Source organism: Acidaminococcus sp. (assembly GCF_050873445.1).
Lineage (GTDB): Bacteria > Bacillota > Negativicutes > Acidaminococcales > Acidaminococcaceae > Acidaminococcus.
The window spans coordinates 13,173-32,462 of sequence record NZ_JBNMIU010000014.1 but is presented as its reverse complement, the minus strand read 5'-3'; the positions used below and the strand labels follow the sequence as shown (position 1 = coordinate 32,462).

Sequence of the window (19,290 nt, the reverse complement as noted above, 5' to 3'; positions counted from 1 at the left end):
CATGCAAATCGTCAAGATCGGGCCCTATGAAGCAGGTCAGGGCCATCCGCTTCTCATCATGGCCGGCCCCTGTGTACTGGAAGGTTACGAACGGAGTCTGGCCATCGGCAGACGGGCCAAGACCATCTGTGAAAAACTGGGTCTGCCGTACGTGTTCAAAGCTTCTTTTGATAAAGCCAACCGTTCTTCCCTGGATTCCTTCCGGGGACCGGGGCTGGAAGAAGGGCTGAAGATTTTGGCCCAGATCAAGAAAGACCTGCAGGTGCCCATCATCAGTGACGTGCACGAAACCTGGCAGGTGGAAAAAGCCGCCGAAGTACTGGACATCATCCAGATTCCGGCATTCCTGTGCCGGCAGACCGATCTTCTGGTGGAAGCCGCCCGCAGCGGCCGGGTGGTCAATGTGAAAAAAGGCCAGTTCCTGGCACCCTGGGATATGAAGAACGTGATCCACAAGGTAACCGGCTCCGGCTGCAACCAGCTCATGCTTACCGAACGGGGCGTCAGCTTCGGTTACAACACCCTGGTGACCGATATGCGCAGCCTGCCCATCATGCGGGAAATGGGTTTCCCCGTGATCATGGACGTGACCCACAGCGTACAGATCCCCGGAGGTCAGGGCACCAGGAGCGGCGGCCAGAGCAAGTTCGCCCCCCATATGGCACGGGCGGCCGCAGCCGTGGGTGTGGACGGGCTGTTCCTGGAAGTCCACGACAATCCGGCAGAGGCTCTGTCCGACGGGCCCAACATGATCGCCCTGGACAAACTGGAACAGGTACTGGCCGATGCCAAAGCCATTGACGCCATCGGCCGCAGGGAGGCGTGAGCCATGTTTGAAAAAGCCAAAGAAGCCCTGAAAATCGAAGCCGATTCCATCCTGGAACTGATTCCCCGGGTGGATGGACATTTCGGGCAGGCACTGGATATGATTCTCCACTGCAGGGGCCGGATTATCGTTACGGGCATGGGCAAAAGCGGCATCATCGCCCGCAAGATTGCAGCGACCCTGGCCAGCACCGGTACCCCGGCGTTCTTCCTCCATCCGGCGGAAGGCATCCACGGGGATCTGGGCATGGTCACGGAACACGATGTGGTGCTGGCCCTCTCCAACAGCGGGGAGACCGGTGAAGTCCTGAACATCCTGCCCAGTGTGCGGCGCATCGGCGCCCGGATCATCGCCATGGTGGGGAATCCCGAATCCACCCTGGCCAGGAATGCGGATATCGTCCTGAATGTGGGCGTGAAGCGGGAAGCCTGCCCCCTGGGCCTGGCTCCCACCAGCAGCACTACGGCAGCCCTGGCCTACGGGGATGCCCTGGCCATGGAACTGCTGAGCGCCCGCAAGTTCACGCCGGAAGAATTCGCCATCTTCCATCCCGGGGGCAGCCTGGGACGGAAACTGCTGCTTACGGTGGATGACGTGATGCATAAAGGTGATGAGAATCCTCTGGTGCCCTCCACGGTCAGCGTGAAGGATGCCCTGTTCGTCATTACCGACAAGGGCGTGGGTGCTGTTTCTGTGGTGGACAAGGACCATCATCTGGAAGGCCTGCTCACCGATGGGGATATCCGCCGGGGCATCGCCAAGGACCTGGATTGTCTGAACCGTCCTGTCGCCGAGATGATGACCAAACATCCCAAGACCATCCAGGATCACAAACTGGCGGCGGAAGCCCTTCATCTGATGGAATCCAACAAACCCCGGCCCATTACGGTGCTGCCGGTGGTGGGCAAAGACGACAAAGTGGTGGGGCTGCTGCACATTACAGATCTGGTCCATCAAGGAGTGGTATAAATGGTAACGGAAGAACAACTGGCAAAGCTCCGCCTGCTGGCCCTGGACGTGGATGGTGTACTGACAGACGGCAGTATCATCATCGGCCAGGAAGGAGAACTGAGCAAGCACTTCGATGCCCGGGACGGCATGGGCATCAGCCTGGCCATGCGCCATGGCATCCAGGTGGCCCTGATCACCGGACGCCACAGCGAGATCGTGCTCCATCGGGCCATGGAACTGGGCATCAGTTCTGTATATGAAAATGTGATCTATAAGGGAAAGACCCTGGAACAAGCTTCGAAAGAACTGAATGTGCCCCTGGAGGAAACCGCCTTCATGGGGGACGATCTGAACGATCTGCCGGCGTTCGGCCGTGCGGCGGTGACCTTTGCCCCGGCCGATGCAGCACCGGAAGTGCGGGAACGGGCCATGCTGATCTCCAATCACAACGGGGGCCATGGGGCCGTGCGGGATGTCATCGAGCGCATCCTGAAGGCCAAGGGCCTGTGGGACCAGATCGTACAGGAATACGAAGTCCAGGGGCAGGGAGACAAACAGTAATGCTTTATGGATTTTTGAAAGCCACAAGCTGGTTCATTTCCCATCTGCCCTACAAGTTCGTAGTGCGGCTGGGCAGAAATTGTGGTAAACTATACTGGCATATCGCCAAAAAACAGCGGATCCGGGCGGAAAAGACCATCCAGGAACGGATGGGCGTATCCTCCCGGCAGGCCCGGGAAATCATCCATCGCCTGTTCCTGAATCTGGGGATGACGGCCATGGAGATGTTCTACATGCCCGCTCTGAACAAGGACAATATCCGGGGTCTGGTCACTTTCGACCGGCCGGATATCCTGTGGGAAGCTCTGGCCAAAAAACATGGCGTGGTCATGCTGGCCTGCCATATGGACAACTGGGAATGGCTGGGGGCGGCCCTGGCCCTGAACGGTTTTCCGCTGAGCGCCGTGGAGAAACCCCAGCCCAATCCGGTGTACAGTGATTTCATGAATGAACTGCGCCGGGGCGTGGGACAGGAAATCTTCGCCCGGGGGACCAACGAGATCCTGGGCTGTGCCCGGGCCATGAAGAAAGGCCGCATGCTGGGGCTGATCGCCGACCAGGACGGCGGCTATCACGGTATTTTCGTACCCTTCTTCGGCAAAATGGCTTCCACCCCCGAGGGGCCGGCCTATTTTGCCCGCAAGTTCAAGGCACCGGTAGTACCCATCTTCATTGTGCGCAAACCCAGCGGGTATGGCCATCAGGTCTTTGTGAAAGAACCGATCTACTATGAAGATACGGGCAACCGGGAAAAGGATGATTACCGGATTACCCTGAAAATGACCCAGGAAGTGGAAAAGATCATCCGGCAGTATCCGGACAACTGGATCTGGTTCCAGCACCGCTGGAACACTCCCTGGAACGGTTAAAGAAAGGATGCCTTCATGCAAGTGCAAGCACACAAACGTACCATACTGGTGATCGTGGCCGCCGTGCTCCTGATGGGTGGCGTCATTGCCTGGCTGCTGAGCAGCAAGCCTACCACGGGCAAGGTGCAGGATAACGGCAAGGACGTACTCCAGGAAGTGAACGGTTCCACCATCCAGGAAACGAAAAATGGCCGGAAAGTCTGGGAGCTGACTGTTGAGTCCATGCTCTACGACAAGAAGACCCAGATCGACAAGCTGAAGGGCATCAAGGGGACCTTTTACCAGGAAGACGGACGGAGCATGACTGTCACGGCTGATGAAGGGGAAGTCCATATGGATACCAAGGACGTGATCCTGAGCGTGAATCCCCACGGCACCACTTCCGACGGGGGAGAAGCCAAAGCCGACAGGTTCACCTGGGTGAACAAGGACCAGACGGTGCTGGCTGAAGGCAATGTATACCTGAAGAAGGGTGACACCGTGGCCACTTCGAAAAAAGCTGCGTTCAACGTGGCGCTGGACCATGCCAGACTGGAACAGGATGCCAGCGTACAGAAGGGAGAATTCTAATGCTGAAACTGAAGAAATTTGCAATGCTGGGAATCCTGGCAGGCCTTCTGTCCGTGACCACTGCCTGCTGGGCTGCGTCCTCCATTTCCGCCGATGCGGTGGAATACGATTTCAAGACCGGCCAGGCGGCTGCCGAAGGCAATGTGCAGATCCGGCATGATGATGGCTCGGCCAGTGCTGCTTCTGCCGATTACAATACCAAGACCGGGGAAGGCAAACTCACCGGTTCTGTAGTGGCTGACCAGAAGGATGCCCATCTGACCAGCGGTACGCTGGTCATCAGGAACAAGGGCAAGTTCCTGTCCGCCATCGGCAATGCCGTGCTGCGGAAAGCCGACAAGACCCTGCGGGCCGACCAGGTGGATTACGATTCCGATGCCCAGTTCGCCCAGACCGTGGGGGATTGGGCCCAGCTCACCATGGATGACGGATCCAGCCTTGATTCCGCCAGTATGAAGTACAACATGCAGAGCGGCGTAGCCAATGCCGACGGCAACGTACGGCTGGTGAGCCCGCCCCGGAACCTGACGGCACGGGCCGACCGGGCCATCTACAATACGAAGGAAGCGGACGGAACCATCCGGCTGATTGGCCATGCCACCGCCACCCAAGACGATGATACAGTCAGCGGGGATACTCTGACCATTACCGGCGCCGGCGGCAAGGTGGCCATGGCCGAAGGGAACGTCAAGATGGTGGTGCTGCCCCAGCAGAGCCAGCCGGCGGTGAAAGAAGAGACACCGGTCTTCAGCCTGGCCGGGCTGACGGGCATTCCGGCCTTTGTGTACAAGTTCTATAACTGGCCCGGACAGATACTGTCTTATGGCCAGACCGAAATAGGGTAAGGGAGTCAAGAGTGAAGATACGTGCGGAGAAACTGGTAAAAGAATATGGCGGCCGGCGGGTCGTGAATGAAGTCAGCCTGGAAGTGGAGCAGGGGACCATCGTGGGCCTTCTGGGACCCAACGGTGCGGGCAAGACCACGTCCTTCTATATGATCGTGGGACTGGAACATCCCGACCGGGGTCATGTGTACCTGGACAACGAGGATGTCAGCGATCTGCCCATGTACAAGCGGGCACTGAAAGGCATCGGCTACCTGCCCCAGGAAGCTTCCATCTTCCGGAAACTCACCGTGGAAGAGAACATCATGGCCATCCTGGAACAGATCGAAAGCGACCATGCCAAACGGCAGCAGAAGATGGAAGACCTGATCCAGGAATTTCACATCGACCATATCCGCAAGAGCAAGGGCAGTGCCCTGTCCGGCGGCGAGCGGCGCCGGGTGGAGATCGCCCGTGCGCTGGCTACCGACCCCGGCTTCATTCTGCTGGATGAACCCTTTGCCGGTATCGACCCCATTGCCGTGGCCGATATCCAGGTAATGGTGGCCCATCTGGCCAAACGGGGCATCGGTGTGCTGATCACCGACCACAACGTGCGGGAAACCCTGAGCATCGTGAACCGGGCCTATATTTTGAGCGCCGGCAAGATCCTGGTGGAAGGGACCAGCCAACAGGTGGCGGAAGACCCTGTGGCCCGGAAGTTCTATCTGGGCGATAACTTTAGAATGTGAGGCTGTCATGTCCATTTTAGATAAGTACATTTTAAAACAGATGATGCAGCCCTTCGTGTTCGGGGTGGCTGCCTTTTCCACCATCTTCGTGGCCAGTTCCTTTCTGTTCCGGGTGACCCAGTACATCACCCAGTACGGGGCCAGTTACTGGTCCCTGCTCCGGCTGTTCCTGTGCCTGATGCCCGAAGTCATCAACTATACATTCCCCATGTCCATGCTGCTGGCATCCCTGCTCACCATGGGCCAATTGTCCAGCAACAGCGAAATCACGGCCATGCGCAGCGGCGGCCTCAGCTTCCGGCGCATTGCGGCCCCCATCCTGGCGGCCGGCTTCATGGTCAGCCTGTTTTCCGTGGTGTGGGCCGAAAAGGTGGTCCCGCCGGCCAAGTCGGAATACGAACGGATCATCAAAGTGGAAATCAAGCGGGATGCCAAGCCCCGGACCCAGGATCACGTCATCATCAAGCAGGTGTCCAAGGGCAAGCTGGTGCGGCTGACCTATGCCCGGACCTTCGATGAGAAGCAGGGACTCATGAAGGACATTACCGTTGAGGACTGGGACAACGGCAAGGTGGCCCGGATCCAGCGGACGCCCCAGGCCAAATGGACCCAGGGCAGCTGGATCATGGAAGACGGGACCATCACCGATTTGACCGGCAAGGACGGGATTGCCCGGACCATGACGTTCAGCAAACAGGTACTGCCCATCAGCGAGACGCCGAAAGCCATTACCCTGGACCAGAAAGACCCGGACCAGATGACCATCGGTGAACTGAAAATGTACATCAACATCCTGAAGAAACAGTATATGCCCACCAGCAAGTACGAAATGGAAATCTACCGCCGGTTCACCGTGCCTCTGGCCAGCTTCTTCTTCGCCCTGATCGGCGTGCCCCTGGGCGTACAGTCCCAGCGGACCGGGGCTTCCATGGGCCTGGGATTTTCTGTGGTGATCATCTTCATCTACTACTCCGTCATGACGTTCATGACCGGCCTGGGCCAGGGAGGGGTCATCCCGCCCATCATTGCCGCCGCCACGCCGAACCTGTTGTGCGGGGCGTTCGGATGCTGGATGATCTATAAAAAAGATAACGTGTAAAAAAGCTGCCTTCGGGCAGTTTTTTTATGGGAAGATTTTCAGGCCAGGGAAGGGCGCACCGGGCGATATTTTGCCTGCGGCAAAAATCTTGGTGCGCCCCTACGGTGTAGAGGCGTATTTTCGTTTTTTCGACGTGGGGTTTTATCAAACGGATTTGTATCCGTATTTTTGTTTTTTCACCGTAGGGGGTTACCAAGACCGGCCGAGAAAGGCCGTGTCGCCCGGTAACCCCGTCCCTGGCCTGAAAGATTATTTTTGTTCCACATGGTGAACTTTTGTTCACAATCTGCTATAATATTTTTATCCATATCCACTAAATCACCAATCACTCATCCACTAAATCCCCAATCCCCCCAAAGGAGGTCCTTACTCATGATCCTCATGACCACCATCGACGATTCCGGCGGTCTGCTCTTCAACCATCGCCGGCAAAGCCAGGACCGGATCCTGCGCCAGCGGATGCTGGACATTGCCGGCCCGTCCGGCCTGTGGATGGACAGCTACAGTGCCGCCCTGTTCACCGGCCAGGAAGCCGGGATCCATGTTTCTGAGACGTTTTTGGATGAGGCGGGGACCGGCACCTGTGCCCTGCTGGAAGACCGTCCGGCGGCGCCCTACGCATCCAGGATCGAAAAGCTTTACCTGTACCACTGGAACCGGGCTTATCCCGGCGACCTGTTTTTCGACATCGACGTAACGAAGGGCTGGCAGTTGATTTCCACCACGGAGTTTGCCGGTTCATCCCATGACAAGATTACCGAGGAGGTCTATGTCCCATGCAAGTGAAGAAACTCACATCCATCCTGGCGTCCCTGCTGGTGGCCGCCTCTCTGTTCGTAACGGGCTGCGGCTCGGCCAGCACCACTGCCAAAAAGAACGCACCGAAGGATACCACGAAACAGACCCGGCAGATCGGTAAGAACCAGCCGTCCTTCGATCTGTCTTCCATCCCGGACTTCACCAACAAGCCCTATGTGGTGCTGAACAATAATGTGCCCGATTTTCCGGACACTGACAAGACCTCCAAAAAGGCCTTCGAGCATTACAGCAGTCTGGACAGCCTGGGCCGCTGCGGCCCGGCTTACGCCAATGTATGCCTGGAAACCATGCCCACCCAGAAGCGGGGGCCCATTGGCCAGGTGAAGCCATCCGGCTGGCAGACCGTGAAGTATGACGGTATCGACGGCAAGTACCTGTACAATCGCTGCCATCTGATCGGGTATCAGCTCACTGCGGAAAATGCCAATCCGAAGAATCTGATCACCGGTACCCGGTATTTGAACGTTACCGGCATGCTGCCTTTTGAGAATATGGTGGCCGATTACGTGAAAGAAACGAAGCATCATGTGCTGTATCGGGTGACACCCATTTTCAAGGGCAATGACCTGGTGGCACGGGGCGTGCAGATGGAAGCCTACAGTGTGGAAGACAAGGGCGCCGGTGTCCAGTTCAACGTGTTCGTGTATAACAACCAGCCCGGCATCACCATTGATTACAAAACGGGTAAAAGCAAGCGGGGGTAAAACCGTCAGGCCAGGGATGGGCGCACCGGGCGATATTTTGCCAAGGGCAAAAATCTTGGTACGCCCCTACGGATTGAAAAGGAACATCCGTCCTGACGCCGCAGGGGGTTACCAAGACCGGCCGAGAAAGGCCGTGTCGCCGGGTAATCCCGTTCCAGCCCAAAGGGACATCCGTCCAGACGCCGTAGGGGGTTACCAAGACCGGCCGGAAGGCCGTGTTGCCGGGTAATCCCGTTCCAGTCCAATGGGACATCCGTCCAGACACCGTAGGGGGTTACCAAGACCGGCCGGAAGGCCGTGTCGCCCGGTAACCCCGTCCCTGGCCTCCCAGAGGTTTCTTCCGCTGGTAGCGAGGTGTGAAAAAGCATTTTTCACACCGGCTTTTCTTTTTATAAAACAAATTTATGCTATAATAATTTAGAATCAGGATGCCAGAGAAAAACGCCAGATGGCAGCTTTTTTTCTGCCATCTCATTGAGTTACGAAAGGAGAGCGCATACCATGACCGGTATTACCCTGATCCTGGTCCTGGCCCTCATGGGCGGCCTGATTGCCTATCTGGGGGACAAACTGGGAAGCAAGATCGGCAAGAAACGGCTCCGGCTTTTTGGCCTGCGCCCTCATGATACCTCCGTAGTCATGACCATCGTCAGCGGCATGCTGGTCGCCGCCCTGACCATTACCGTCCTGACCGTATCCTCCAAGGAGGTCCGTACTGCTTTGTTCGGAATGAAGCAGATGCGCCGTGAAATCGCCTCCCTGACTACGGCACGGGATCAGGCCAACCAGGAACTCAGCGCCCAGAACGCCAAAATCCAGGAACTGGACAAAAAAATCACCGAGGCCACAGAAGCAGCTGACGCCGCCAGGAAACAGGAAGCTGCGGCCAAAGCCCAGATGGTACAGGCCCAGGCCCAGATGCAGCAGGCCCGTGCCGACCTGGGCGCACTCCAGGCCCGGTACAACGAAGCCAGTGCCCGGCTGCAGCAGGCCCAGACCCAGGTGAAAGAAGCCGAAGCGGCCCGTGACAAACTCCAGCAGGACGTGAAATCCCTGGAAAACACTGCCAAAAAGCTCAAGGAAGGCATCGTGGCCATCCGGGAGGGCAATGTGGTATTCCGCAGCGGGGAAATCCTCTATTCCGGCGTGCTGAAAGGCGGCCAGAATCAGGAAGCGACCCAGAAGCAGGTACAGGATTTCCTGAACCAGGCCAATATCCAGGTGGCCGGCCGCATCGGCGTGGATCCTTCCACGCCTGTGATCTGGCTCAGCCGGGAAGCAGTGGAAGACGCTGCCCAGGAACTGTCCAGAGCCAAGGAGGATATGTACGTGCGGGTCTGCGCCGCCGGCAACATCCTGTCCGGCGAAGTGGTGGTTTCCCGTCTGGAAATGGTGGGAGATCAGGTGGTGTATCCGAAAGGTACCCTGATCCTCAGCCAGGCGATCAGCGTCAATCCCTACAGCAACGAAAGCGATCTGGCCCTCATGGCCTTCCTGAAGGATGTGAACCGGGCAGCCCAGGCCGATGGGGTCATTCCCAATCCCATTACCGGGGATGTGGGGGCCATCACCAGCAGCGAACTGACCCAGGCCAGTGAAAAGATCCGCAGCCTGGGGGGCAAGGTGCTGATTTCCGCCAAAGCGCGGCACGATATTACCGTGGCCGGCCCGGTGGTGCCGGATCTGGAAATCCGGGCAGTGGGAGGACGCAGCGATGGATGAGCCCATGGAACTGTACCTGGGGGTGGATCCCGGACGGGATAAGACCGGGGCGGCCCTGGTATGGGAAAACGGCAGGATCTTCAAGCAGGAAATCCTGCCCACAGATGATTTCTCCCGCCACTTGCAGCAGTTCCTTCCGGAGCAGCCCCTGGCGGGCTGTATCCTGGGGGATGGGACCACGTCGAAGACCATGGCAGCGCAGCTGGAGAAAGATTTTCCCCAGCTGCCTCTTTTTACGGTCAATGAGTACGGAAGCACCCAGGAGGCAAAGAAGCTGTACTGGCAGCTGCATCCGCCCAAAGGCTGGAAACGCCTGCTGCCCACGGCTTTGCTGGATGCACCGTCTGCAGTGGATGGACTGGCTGCCGTGGTGCTGGTACAACGGTATCTCCGTGATAAAACTATAAAATGACTGGCTGGTCACGTGAAAAACAAGACCAATACAAAAAGAACGATTCCTAACAATCGTCCTTTTTCTGTACCATAAACTGTCAAACAATGTGATAAAACAGCGAGCAGAAAGAAAATAATCATATAACAATGTAACTCTAGTTTAAAATTATTTCACAAATTTGCGTTTTTCTGTATCCTTATGGTAAAATAAGCATGTGACAAAGAGTTGTCACAATAGCTATGTGAAAATCCCCAAGGGCAGAAAGTTGACGAGACCAGAGGAAACAAGGATACTCGCGGCAGAAGTCAGCCGGACGCTCCCAGGGAATTTCACTCTGTCATTCCTAAGGAGGAATTCCCATGAAAAAGTCTTTAGTATTTGCTATGGCTATGGCTCTGGGTGTCAGCGCTACTGCTTTTGCTGCCAACCCGTTCTCCGATCTGCCTGCCGGCCACTGGGCTTACGGCGCTGTTGCCAAACTGGCTGCTGCCGGCGTAGTTGACGGTTATCCTGATGGCACCTTCAAAGGCGACAAGACCATGACCCGTTATGAAATGGCTCAGATCGTTGCCAAGGCTCTGGCCAAAGGCGCTATCGGTGCTGATGACAAACTGGTCAGCGAATTCGCTGATGAACTGGACAACCTGGGTGTCCGCGTTGCCAAACTGGAAAAGAACGCTGACAACGTAAAAATCACCGGCAACATCCGTACCCACTATGCTCATTCCACTGGTGATTTCGGTAAAAACAGCGTAAGCAAGACCCGTTCCCGTCTGTTCTTCACCGGTGAAGTAAATGACAACTGGCATTATGTTGGTATGCTGGAAAACAACCAGACCTGGAACAACGATGGCAAAAATGATGCCGGTGATAACAACACTTCCTTCCAGAGAGCTTTCCTGACCGGTAACATCGGTGTTGTGAACCTGACTGCTGGCCGTTACAATGGCACCTATGCCGAAGGTAACGTGTACGATACCCGTGTGGATGGGGTAACCGCCAATGTGAAATCCGGCGCTACCTACCTGGGCGCAACTTGGGGTAAACTGGCCAATAAAGATGTATTCGGCGATGGCGCTAATCAAGCTGTCGGCGGTGAATATGTAAATGCTGTTCTGGGCGGCGACATTGGCAACCTGAACCTGGAAGCAAACTACATCCATGCAAAAGATTTGAACACCAAACAAGCTACCAATACCGTTTATACGAAGGGTTGGGTAACTGGCTCTGATAACATCTGGACCGCTGCTGCCACTTACAAAGCTGGCGACTGGACTGTTGGCGCTATGTATCTGCATGGTGATGCTGATGATAAGATTGATGGCGTAGAACCTGATCATGATGGCTGGGTAGCAAAACTGGGTTACAAGGGTGCTGTTGCTTCCAAGGCTGGTTCTTGGGGCCTGTTCGGTAAATACTACGATCAGGGCGGCGCTACCTATATCGCTCATACCATGAACGGTGACTACACCAACTTTGGGCCTGACGGCTTCAAAGGCTGGATGGTCGGTGGCAACCTGGCTGTAGCCAAGAACATGGTAGCTCAGGTTGAATACTATGACCTGAAAGACAAAGGCAGCACCAGCAATCATGCAAAGACCCTGTGGTCTCAAATGGTTGTTACGTTCTAATCTCAGAACGAATTCAAAAAGACGATCTCGCAAGAGATCGTCTTTTTTTATGCAAAAAACAATGATATTTGCAAAAAAGTTGTACAAAAACAGCAATAATATCCGCCCTTGCCAAACCTTTTCTGTTCGTGTATAATTTAGAACGTAATAGTTATATTAAACTAACTGCATTTCATTTAAGTTTTGCAAAACAAGCGGAGGAAACATGGAAACTCCTGGTTGTGGCAGGACTTTGGGATGCAGGGGACACAAGGAGGAATCTTTTTATGGACAAGAAACTGGTAATGGCCATGGCCATGGCTCTGGGTATCAGCGCAACAGCTTTTGCTGCCAACCCGTTCTCCGACCTGCCGGCCGGCCACTGGGCCTACGGTGCGGTAGCCAAACTGGCAGTTGCCGGTGTGGTGGATGGCTATCCGGACGGCACTTTCAAGGGCGATAAGACCATGACCCGGTACGAAATGGCCCAGATCGTGGCCAAGGCACTGGCCAAAGGCGCTATCGGTGCCGATGACAAACTGGTCAGCGAATTCGCTGATGAACTGGACAATCTCGGCGTTAGAGTTGCCAAACTGGAAAAGAATACTGACAACGTAGCCATCACTGGTGAAGTGCAGATGAGCTACCGGAACGATAACGGTGCCGCCACCGGCAAGGGCAGCGAATCCGACCTGCGGACCCGTCTGTGGTTCACAGGAGAAGTGAATGACAACTGGCATTATACTGCGATGCTGGAAAACCATCAATACTTCGGCGGCCGCAATGAATCCGGTGACAGCGATACCGACTTCCAGCGGGCTTTCCTGGACGGCAATATCGGGGCTGTGAACCTGAAAGCCGGTCGGTATGACGAATTCCTGGCGGACGGGAATCTGTACGATAACCCGGTGGACGGGATCAAAGCCCAGGTGCCTCTGGGCCATGCTTCCTACCTGCAGGCAGCCTGGGGCAAGCTGGCTGATGTGAATAACCTCGGCAATATGAATGACGAGTCCGTGGGCGACAAGTTCTGGACGTCCGAACTGGGCGGTGACATCGGCAACCTGCATCTGGTTGCCACCTACACCAAAGCTGATCACCTGACCTTCCTGGATGGGGCCGACAACAAGATCTGGACCGCCGGAGCAGGTTACACTGCCGGCAAGCTGGGCGTCAACGCCATGTACTTGCGGGGCAGCAACGACTATGCCGATGCCCGTAATTGGGATAAGGACGGCTGGGTAGCCGGCCTGACCTACGGCGGTGCGGAAAGCGACAAGCCGGGCAGCTGGGGCCTTCTGGCAACCTACTATGACCAGAGCGCTTCCACGGTGATCGACCATACTATGGACGGCAACTGGGATGCCTTCATCCCCGGGGACAACGGTGTCACCAACGGCTTCAAAGGCTGGAAAGTGGGTGGCAACCTGACCCTGGCCAAGAACATGGTAGCCGAAGTGGACTACTATGACCTGAAAGGCAAGGCAGGGGACCAGAACGGCAAACACGCCCGGACCCTGTGGAGCCAGTTTGTGGTTACGTTCTGATTTCCTTCCACTGACCACTAGCCACTACTCACTAAATCACTAATCTCTGATTCATTCCGGCAAAAAAATGCAGGAACTGTGAATTTGTTTTTCACAGCTCCTGCATTTTTTGTTACTTCCACGTATTGCATTGGGTCATCTGGTCCACCAGCGGAGTGCCGCTGCCGGCCATCAGGTCCACCTGGCTGACCACCACCTGCATGATCCGGCTTTTTACCACGCCGCTGCCGGTTTTTACGCCGTAGGACGCCAGGGAATGGATCATGTACGGGGTGCCCTTGTAGTTCCCCAGCAGCATCATGACATGGTACGGGGTGAACAGCAGGGAACCCGGGGCGGCCGTCTTGATGTAAGCCAGCTTCTGGTCGTGGCTCATCCCGTAGAAACTCTTGCCCGGGAAGGACTGGGCCTGTTCATCCCCGTTCCGGGGCAGCTGGATGCCCATGGTCTTGTACACATCCTGCACAAAGGCGGAGCAGTCCACACTGTTGTGCATGCCGCCCCAGCCGTAGGGAGCACCCAGGTGTTTGAAGGCCATCTGGATGGTGTTGTTGGCGGTGTAGGGCAGGTAGCCCTGGTGCAGGTCGGTCCCGTAACTGGCCTTTACCGGTACGATTTGCAGGTAGCCTTTGTGATCCCGGGTGGGCAACAGCAGGCTGCCGTTTTTGGTGGGGATGGCCGTGCCCATCTGGTACAGCTGGGTATCGGTGCCGGCCTTGAAGCTCAGCAGTTTGCCGGTGACCACGGCGGGAGAAGCCGGATTGGCATAGGTCTGCCAGGTTTTGGCGTCGGTGATGGCCACCTTGTTCCGGGGTACCCAGCCCCGGTAATGGGGCGTACGGACGAAGATGAAGTTGCCCTGGGGATTGGTGTGGTACACCCGCACCGGCGTGGACGGATCCACTGCTGTTTCCTGCCAGTTGTCGAACTGGGTGTCGGAGGCGGAATCGAAAGCCCGCTGCAGGGTGGGGAAGGAACGCAGGTCCACCCGGTCTACGACCACGCCGTATTTTACCGTATTGGTGGACTGGATATTGGCCCTGGCATCCTGCACCAGCTGCTGGGCGAAACTGTGGCTCAGGGGGGCGCCCTGTACGTATTGGTCCTCATCCATGCCAAAGGCGTTCACATAGGCGGTGAGCTTGTCGCCGGAAATGGTGGCGCCCAGGTCCTGGATGGAGTCCCCGAAGATGGCCTTGTCCATCTGGGCATTCATGGCCTTGATTCGTTCCGGGGTGGCCAGCACGGTGTTTCCCTGAGCCGTGGTCCAAGCCGAAGGGGAATTCAGGGCGGCCGGGGTGCCGGGCATGGCCGCCGCGGCAAGAGCCACCGAAGCCGAAAGGCAAAGGGCTCCTGTGAAAACAGAAATCCGTTTCAATGTATGGTACAGCAAAGCAAAAACCTCCTTTGGGATATCGGGTACCATTATAGCATACAGAAGGTATTGGTGACAGCGGATACTCCCTGTTTATTGATGAAAACAATATGATACCTGGAATGCCCGCCGGGAGGCCAGGGAAGGGCGCACCAGGCGATATTTAGCCTGCGGCAAAAATCTTGGTACGCCCCTACGGATTGAAATGGAACATCCGTTTTGACGTCGTAGGGGTTTACCAAGACCGGCCGCAAGGCCGTGTCGCCCGGTAAACCCGTTCCAACCAGAAGAAGGGCGCACCGGGCGATATTTTGCCTGGGGCAAAAATCTTGATGCGCCCCTACGGAATGAAATGGACCATCCGTCTAGACACCGTAGGGGTTTACCAAGACCGGCTGCAAGGCCGTGTCGCCCGGTAAACCCGTTCCAGCCGGGGAAGGGCGCATCGGGCGATATTTGGCCGTTGGCAAAAATCTTGATGCGCCCCTACGGATTGAAAAGGGACATCCGTCCTAACGCCGTAGGGGTTTACCAAGACCGGCTGCAAGGCCGTGTCGCCCGGTAAACCCGTTCCTGGCCAGTTGCTTTTATCCATTCCGATTTGTGTTGGCAAATTTGCTCCGCTGGCCTGTATGGTATAATAGGAACAAAACCAACACGAAAGGAACAACGCAACATGGGAAAATATGTCATTGCCCAACCGGCGGTCAGCGAACTGGTGGTGGAAAAATCCCGCTTTATCTGCACCCTGGCCCGGGTAGAAACGGAGGCCGAGGCCCAGGCCTTTGTAAAGGCCATGAAAAAGAAATACTGGGATGCCCGGCACAACTGCTCCGCCTACATTGTGGGCGCCGACAACCGGGTGGAACGTTCCAGCGATGACGGGGAACCCAGCGGCACCGCCGGCTCTCCCATGCTGGAGGTGCTGCGGCGGAAAGGACTGTATAATACTGCCGCCGTGGTCACCCGTTACTTTGGGGGCATCAAACTGGGTGCCGGGGGCCTGACCCGCACCTATGGAAAATCCGTGGCCCAGACCGTGGAAAAGGCCGGACTGGCCGAGCTGGTGCCCATGGGAGACTACATCTTCGTCTGGTCCTTGGACGACGTGGGACGGGTGCTGAATTTGTTGTACCAGCAGAGCCTGTTCACCGTAGGGGACGTGGAATACGCAAACCGTGCCAGACTGCATCTGATCATGCCTGAAAGCGATAAAGAAAAAGCCGAAGCCTGGCTGACAGAAGCCCTGAGCCGGACGGTGACGATAGAGGAAGAAAAGAAGTTCTTTAAAGAATGCAGCGTGAAGGGGAATCCTGCATAAGATGTCAGGTGTCAGCTGCCCTTGATTTTCCCCTATCATTACAGTACACTAATACTATTGATTCCAATGCATGATTTGATGGGGAAAATCCATTCTATAGAAGAAAGCAGGCTTTATTGATGTTGAAAAAAACGTGCGCTGTCCTGATGAGCTGTCTGGTGCTGGGCACCGCGACCGCTCCTGTATGGGCAGCTGACCTGGAGGCACCGGTTAAGACGGTGACCAGTACCCAGAATAAAGTGACCATCGAATGTCCGCAGGTGGTGGGCGGTAATAAGTCCGCCAACGAGAAAATCAACCGGGCCCTGAGCAGCCAGGTAGCTTCGTTCGTCAGCGAAGCTTCCACCCTGGGCGGCGGCAAGGTCCACTACGATGTACACAAATCGGACGAAGACGTAATCAGCTTCACCATTGTCATGACTCCTGCCATGGGTGTGGAAGAAAGCCAGGGCATGACTTTCGATCGGAAAAGCGGCCAGCTGCGTCCCCTGAACTACTATTACACTGATGATCAGCTGCACGTGTTGGCAGAAAACGGACTGAAATACCTGTACGATGTGGAACAGAGCAAGCTCCAGACCCTGCCTGATACCTATTACATCGACAAGGACGGCAGCCTGATCGGGCTGTACCATGCCGGTGCCGTGCTGGACAAGAACGAAGGGGAAATCGAAGTGAACCTGTCCGCAGCCAGCGTGGATGATGACGGCAATGTGGTGGAGACACCGATTGACCATCCTTCCAGTGAAAAAGCAGTGGCTGTGAAGACGGACGAGGACAGCGACCAGACGCAGGCCGAAACCGGCAGGGGGAAGGGCCTGTCCAACCTGCAGAAACGGGCCGCTGCCCGGGAAGCAACACGGCAGAGGGCAGATGAGGAAAAGGCCCGGAAAGAGGCGGCTAAGAAGGCTGCCAGAGAGAAGGCTGAAAAAGCAGAAGAACAGCCGGCCGATAACACCCAGGCAAAGGCGGACATTGCCCGCCTGGCTGCCAGGTATCGGGCTGACAAAGCTGCCGATGCCGAACTGGATGCCCGGATCGCTGCAGATCAGAAGGCCCAGCTGGCACAGGAAGCTGCCGCAAAGAAGGCTGCAGCGGAAAAGGCCAGACAGGAAGCCCAGCAGAAGGCCAAGGCAGAAAAAGTCAGAGCCAGGGCCGAAGCCAGACCGGAAGCTAAGGTGGAAAAAGCCGGAGTGAAGGCTGAAGCCAGGACAGAAAAAGCCAAAGTGAAGGCCGAAGCCAAACCGGAAACCAGGATGGAAACACCGGCCAAACCTCTGACTGTGAAAGAAAAAGTAGCCATGATCGAAGCGGAGGCTGCCCGGAAAGAGGCGGAAGAAGAAGCCGCCCGGATGAAACAGCTGGTAGCCATCAAGGAAGCCGCTGAAAAGCGGGCTGCCGAAGAAAAGGCCCGCCAGGAAGCTGCCGCACGGGCTGCTGCTGAAGAACGGGCCCGTCAGGAAGAAGCCCAGCGCCAGGCTGAAGCAGAGGAAGCCGCCCGGCAGGCCGCAGCTGCGGTGGATTATGACACCAACGGTTCCGGCGTGATCACCGGGACTGACGTGCGGATGCGTTCCGGCGCCGGTACGGACTGTGATGTGATCGGCGTGTTCGACAACGGTGAGACCGTACAGGTACTGGCCAGCGCCCAGGCTGACGGCCTGACCTGGTACCAGGTCAGCCGCAGCGACGGCAGCACTGGCTGGGTGGCCTCCGATTACTGCTCCATGGGCGGTGATACTGCCGCGAATTCTGCAGGTACCATTACTGGTACCGATGTGCGGATGCGGGCCAGCTACAGCACTGACAGCGATGTGCTGGGCTATTTCGACAACGGGGAAAGCGTCACCATCCTGGATGATGTGACCAGCGGCGGCCAGCGCTGGCTGAAAGTACAGCGCAGTGACGGCAGCACTGGCTGGGTGGCAGCGGATTTCGTGGCGGAGAATTAGCAGCCGGCGGATAAGAAGTCTATAGCACTGCCGCTCACTTCGTGATACAATGACTACATAAAATATAAAATAAAGAAATCAGTTGCATAAGCGTGAGAGGAGGCAGACCATGATGAAGAAATTGGTACGGATCCTTGCTGCAGCCTGCTGTCTTTTGGGTCTGACATTCCCCCTGGAGCGGAAAGCAGATGCTTCTGCCACCGGGACCATCATCGGTACGGAAGTACGGATGCGCAAAGGGGCAGGGACAAATACAGCGATCATCGGATACTTCGAGGACGGCGAAAAGGTGGAAGTGCTGAAGAGCAACGTGAGCGAAGGCCGCAAATGGTACGAAGTGAACCGTCAGGACGGTACCCAGGGCTGGGTGGCCGGCGAATACTGCCGGGTGCCGGACGGTTCCCTGATCCCTTCGGAAGCCCGCCTGCAGGACCGCAGGGGCAAGATCATCGGCACGGATGTGCGCATGCGCAGCGACCCCAACCAGAATGGGGACGTACTGGACTACTTTGAAAAAGGCGAAGTGGTCACCATCATGGACGCTGCCGACGGGGGCGGACTGCACTGGACCAAAGTGGAACGGGAAAACGGAGACATCGGCTGGGTGGCTTCGGACTACCTGCAGGAAATTTAATTGACTGGTCAAAAACCAGCTCCTATGATAAAATATAAAGAATGACAACTAGGAGGTTGTAGCACCATGAAAAAATTCTGGCAAACTTTGTCTGCCGTCGCTTTTTGTGCAGCCCTGACGCTGCCGGTGATCCCCCAGGCGGAAGCCGGGACTTTCACCTTTACGCCGACCAAACCGGCGGAAACCACTTCCCAGCAGCAGACCCCTGCTGCCACGCCGCAGGTGAAATCCCTGAAGCTGGCTGTGGTGCCTCTGATGATCGGTGAAAAAGTCGAAGACAACGAAGGGATGAAACCCATCGTATACAGCAACGAAATCGCCAAGAAATTCCAGTATCCGGAATATGACATGGTCGATTCCGATGTGGTCCGGAAAGTGGCCCTGCAGGAACAGGACAACCTGTTCACCCAGGAAGGGCTGCAGGCTGTGGCCAAGGCCAGCGGGGCCGATGTGGTCATCGCCATGGCCGTGGACAAGTTCGATGTAACGGAAGACAACTTCCGCCGGGAACCCATGACCATCCTGGATTACCGGGGCCGGTTCGCCACCCTGAATACCATCAACGGCAAATTCAAGGATGACCACTGGAGCTACAGCCGCGAAATGGAAAGCGGCGCCATCAATCCCCGGTCTGACTGGCCTCATCACGAGTTCGGCCTGTTTGTACGGAGAGAGTTGAACAAAGTCATCAAGAACAACAAATAACAAACAGGGGGCTATCGCGGCAAAGGCGACAGCCCTTTCTTCATGAAGAAAGGAA

The 19,290-nt window shown here is 56.4% G+C and carries 19 protein-coding genes; 18 read left to right on the top strand and 1 reads right to left on the bottom strand.

What is annotated here, in order from left to right; all coding sequences use genetic code 11:
- Position 1 precedes the first annotated feature (1 nt).
- From kdsA to ACR0QW_RS03955, 14 genes are all read left to right on the top strand, one after another.
- Positions 2 to 826: a 3-deoxy-8-phosphooctulonate synthase gene (gene kdsA, locus ACR0QW_RS04020; RefSeq protein ID WP_432642429.1), complete on the top strand. Its 825-nt coding sequence runs from the start codon at positions 2 to 4 to the stop codon at positions 824 to 826.
- A 3-nt stretch (positions 827 to 829) separates the two neighbouring features.
- Positions 830 to 1,795, top strand: a complete 966-nt coding sequence (locus ACR0QW_RS04015; protein ID WP_432642428.1) for a KpsF/GutQ family sugar-phosphate isomerase — start codon at positions 830 to 832, stop codon at positions 1,793 to 1,795.
- Positions 1,796 to 2,338 carry a KdsC family phosphatase gene (locus tag ACR0QW_RS04010; RefSeq protein WP_432642427.1) on the top strand — a complete coding sequence of 181 codons (543 nt, stop codon included), beginning with the start codon at positions 1,796 to 1,798 and terminating at the stop codon, positions 2,336 to 2,338. It abuts the gene before it with no gap.
- Positions 2,338 to 3,207: a lysophospholipid acyltransferase family protein gene (locus ACR0QW_RS04005; protein ID WP_432642426.1), complete on the top strand. Its 870-nt coding sequence runs from the start codon at positions 2,338 to 2,340 to the stop codon at positions 3,205 to 3,207. The genes ACR0QW_RS04010 and ACR0QW_RS04005 overlap by 1 nt, the downstream gene beginning before the upstream one ends.
- A 15-nt stretch (positions 3,208 to 3,222) precedes the next feature.
- The gene (gene lptC, locus ACR0QW_RS04000) at positions 3,223 to 3,777 is read left to right on the top strand and encodes an LPS export ABC transporter periplasmic protein LptC (protein ID WP_432642425.1); all 555 of its coding nucleotides are present in this window, start codon (positions 3,223 to 3,225) and stop codon (positions 3,775 to 3,777) included.
- Positions 3,777 to 4,622, top strand: a complete 846-nt coding sequence (locus ACR0QW_RS03995) for an LptA/OstA family protein (RefSeq protein WP_432642424.1) — start codon at positions 3,777 to 3,779, stop codon at positions 4,620 to 4,622. Before lptC ends, ACR0QW_RS03995 begins: the two co-directional genes overlap by 1 nt.
- An 11-nt stretch (positions 4,623 to 4,633) precedes the next feature.
- Positions 4,634 to 5,353, top strand: coding sequence for an LPS export ABC transporter ATP-binding protein (gene lptB, locus ACR0QW_RS03990; RefSeq protein WP_432642423.1), 720 nt, complete (start codon positions 4,634 to 4,636; stop codon positions 5,351 to 5,353).
- 7 nt (positions 5,354 to 5,360) lie between these two features.
- Complete coding sequence (locus ACR0QW_RS03985; RefSeq protein WP_432642422.1) at positions 5,361 to 6,452, top strand: LptF/LptG family permease; 1,092 nt, start codon at positions 5,361 to 5,363, stop codon at positions 6,450 to 6,452.
- Between the two features lie 372 nt (positions 6,453 to 6,824).
- Positions 6,825 to 7,238 (top strand): ribonuclease Z, encoded by a 414-nt coding sequence (locus ACR0QW_RS03980; protein ID WP_432642421.1) that lies wholly within the window; start codon positions 6,825 to 6,827, stop codon positions 7,236 to 7,238.
- Positions 7,229 to 7,975 (top strand): DNA/RNA non-specific endonuclease, encoded by a 747-nt coding sequence (locus tag ACR0QW_RS03975; RefSeq protein ID WP_432642420.1) that lies wholly within the window; start codon positions 7,229 to 7,231, stop codon positions 7,973 to 7,975. The genes ACR0QW_RS03980 and ACR0QW_RS03975 overlap by 10 nt, the downstream gene beginning before the upstream one ends.
- 501 nt (positions 7,976 to 8,476) lie before the next feature.
- Positions 8,477 to 9,697, top strand: a complete 1,221-nt coding sequence (locus tag ACR0QW_RS03970) for a DUF3084 domain-containing protein (protein WP_432642419.1) — start codon at positions 8,477 to 8,479, stop codon at positions 9,695 to 9,697.
- Positions 9,690 to 10,109, top strand: coding sequence for a Holliday junction resolvase RuvX (locus tag ACR0QW_RS03965; protein ID WP_432642418.1), 420 nt, complete (start codon positions 9,690 to 9,692; stop codon positions 10,107 to 10,109). Before ACR0QW_RS03970 ends, ACR0QW_RS03965 begins: the two co-directional genes overlap by 8 nt.
- Before the next feature lie 341 nt (positions 10,110 to 10,450).
- Positions 10,451 to 11,722: an S-layer homology domain-containing protein gene (locus ACR0QW_RS03960; protein ID WP_432642417.1), complete on the top strand. Its 1,272-nt coding sequence runs from the start codon at positions 10,451 to 10,453 to the stop codon at positions 11,720 to 11,722.
- A 266-nt stretch (positions 11,723 to 11,988) separates the two neighbouring features.
- Positions 11,989 to 13,248 carry an S-layer homology domain-containing protein gene (locus ACR0QW_RS03955; protein WP_432642416.1) on the top strand — a complete coding sequence of 420 codons (1,260 nt, stop codon included), beginning with the start codon at positions 11,989 to 11,991 and terminating at the stop codon, positions 13,246 to 13,248.
- 112 nt (positions 13,249 to 13,360) lie between these two features.
- On the opposite strand, the gene ACR0QW_RS03950 is transcribed toward ACR0QW_RS03955, so the two are convergent.
- Positions 13,361 to 14,641: an SH3 domain-containing protein gene (locus tag ACR0QW_RS03950; RefSeq protein WP_432642415.1), complete on the bottom strand. Its 1,281-nt coding sequence runs from the start codon at positions 14,639 to 14,641 to the stop codon at positions 13,361 to 13,363.
- Between the two features lie 658 nt (positions 14,642 to 15,299).
- Between ACR0QW_RS03950 and ACR0QW_RS03945 the strand changes: the two genes are divergently transcribed.
- From ACR0QW_RS03945 to ACR0QW_RS03930, 4 genes are all read left to right on the top strand, one after another.
- Entirely contained in the window at positions 15,300 to 15,944 is a 645-nt protein-coding gene (locus tag ACR0QW_RS03945) for a YigZ family protein (protein ID WP_432642414.1), read from the top strand.
- Between the two features lie 119 nt (positions 15,945 to 16,063).
- Positions 16,064 to 17,896, top strand: coding sequence for an SH3 domain-containing protein (locus tag ACR0QW_RS03940; RefSeq protein WP_432642413.1), 1,833 nt, complete (start codon positions 16,064 to 16,066; stop codon positions 17,894 to 17,896).
- Between the two features lie 109 nt (positions 17,897 to 18,005).
- Positions 18,006 to 18,530: an SH3 domain-containing protein gene (locus ACR0QW_RS03935; protein WP_432642412.1), complete on the top strand. Its 525-nt coding sequence runs from the start codon at positions 18,006 to 18,008 to the stop codon at positions 18,528 to 18,530.
- A 66-nt stretch (positions 18,531 to 18,596) separates the two neighbouring features.
- On the top strand, positions 18,597 to 19,235 hold the full coding sequence (locus tag ACR0QW_RS03930; RefSeq protein WP_432642411.1) for a hypothetical protein: 639 nt from the start codon (positions 18,597 to 18,599) through the stop codon (positions 19,233 to 19,235).
- Positions 19,236 to 19,290 lie beyond the last annotated feature (55 nt).

Excerpts from the sequence above, each read along its gene's own strand:
- kdsA (WP_432642429.1), top strand. The coding sequence starts at position 2 with ATGCAAATCGTCAAGATCGGGCCCTATGAAGCAGGTCAGGGCCATCCG.
- ACR0QW_RS04015 (WP_432642428.1), top strand. The coding sequence starts at position 830 with ATGTTTGAAAAAGCCAAAGAAGCCCTGAAAATCGAAGCCGATTCCATC.
- ACR0QW_RS04010 (WP_432642427.1), top strand. The coding sequence starts at position 1,796 with ATGGTAACGGAAGAACAACTGGCAAAGCTCCGCCTGCTGGCCCTGGAC.
- ACR0QW_RS04005 (WP_432642426.1), top strand. The coding sequence starts at position 2,338 with ATGCTTTATGGATTTTTGAAAGCCACAAGCTGGTTCATTTCCCATCTG.
- lptC (WP_432642425.1), top strand. The coding sequence starts at position 3,223 with ATGCAAGTGCAAGCACACAAACGTACCATACTGGTGATCGTGGCCGCC.
- ACR0QW_RS03995 (WP_432642424.1), top strand. The coding sequence starts at position 3,777 with ATGCTGAAACTGAAGAAATTTGCAATGCTGGGAATCCTGGCAGGCCTT.
- ACR0QW_RS03985 (WP_432642422.1), top strand. The coding sequence starts at position 5,361 with ATGTCCATTTTAGATAAGTACATTTTAAAACAGATGATGCAGCCCTTC.
- ACR0QW_RS03980 (WP_432642421.1), top strand. The coding sequence starts at position 6,825 with ATGATCCTCATGACCACCATCGACGATTCCGGCGGTCTGCTCTTCAAC.
- ACR0QW_RS03975 (WP_432642420.1), top strand. The coding sequence starts at position 7,229 with ATGCAAGTGAAGAAACTCACATCCATCCTGGCGTCCCTGCTGGTGGCC.
- ACR0QW_RS03970 (WP_432642419.1), top strand. The coding sequence starts at position 8,477 with ATGACCGGTATTACCCTGATCCTGGTCCTGGCCCTCATGGGCGGCCTG.
- ACR0QW_RS03965 (WP_432642418.1), top strand. The coding sequence starts at position 9,690 with ATGGATGAGCCCATGGAACTGTACCTGGGGGTGGATCCCGGACGGGAT.
- ACR0QW_RS03960 (WP_432642417.1), top strand. The coding sequence starts at position 10,451 with ATGAAAAAGTCTTTAGTATTTGCTATGGCTATGGCTCTGGGTGTCAGC.
- ACR0QW_RS03955 (WP_432642416.1), top strand. The coding sequence starts at position 11,989 with ATGGACAAGAAACTGGTAATGGCCATGGCCATGGCTCTGGGTATCAGC.
- ACR0QW_RS03945 (WP_432642414.1), top strand. The coding sequence starts at position 15,300 with ATGGGAAAATATGTCATTGCCCAACCGGCGGTCAGCGAACTGGTGGTG.
- ACR0QW_RS03940 (WP_432642413.1), top strand. The coding sequence starts at position 16,064 with ATGTTGAAAAAAACGTGCGCTGTCCTGATGAGCTGTCTGGTGCTGGGC.
- ACR0QW_RS03935 (WP_432642412.1), top strand. The coding sequence starts at position 18,006 with ATGATGAAGAAATTGGTACGGATCCTTGCTGCAGCCTGCTGTCTTTTG.
- ACR0QW_RS03930 (WP_432642411.1), top strand. The coding sequence starts at position 18,597 with ATGAAAAAATTCTGGCAAACTTTGTCTGCCGTCGCTTTTTGTGCAGCC.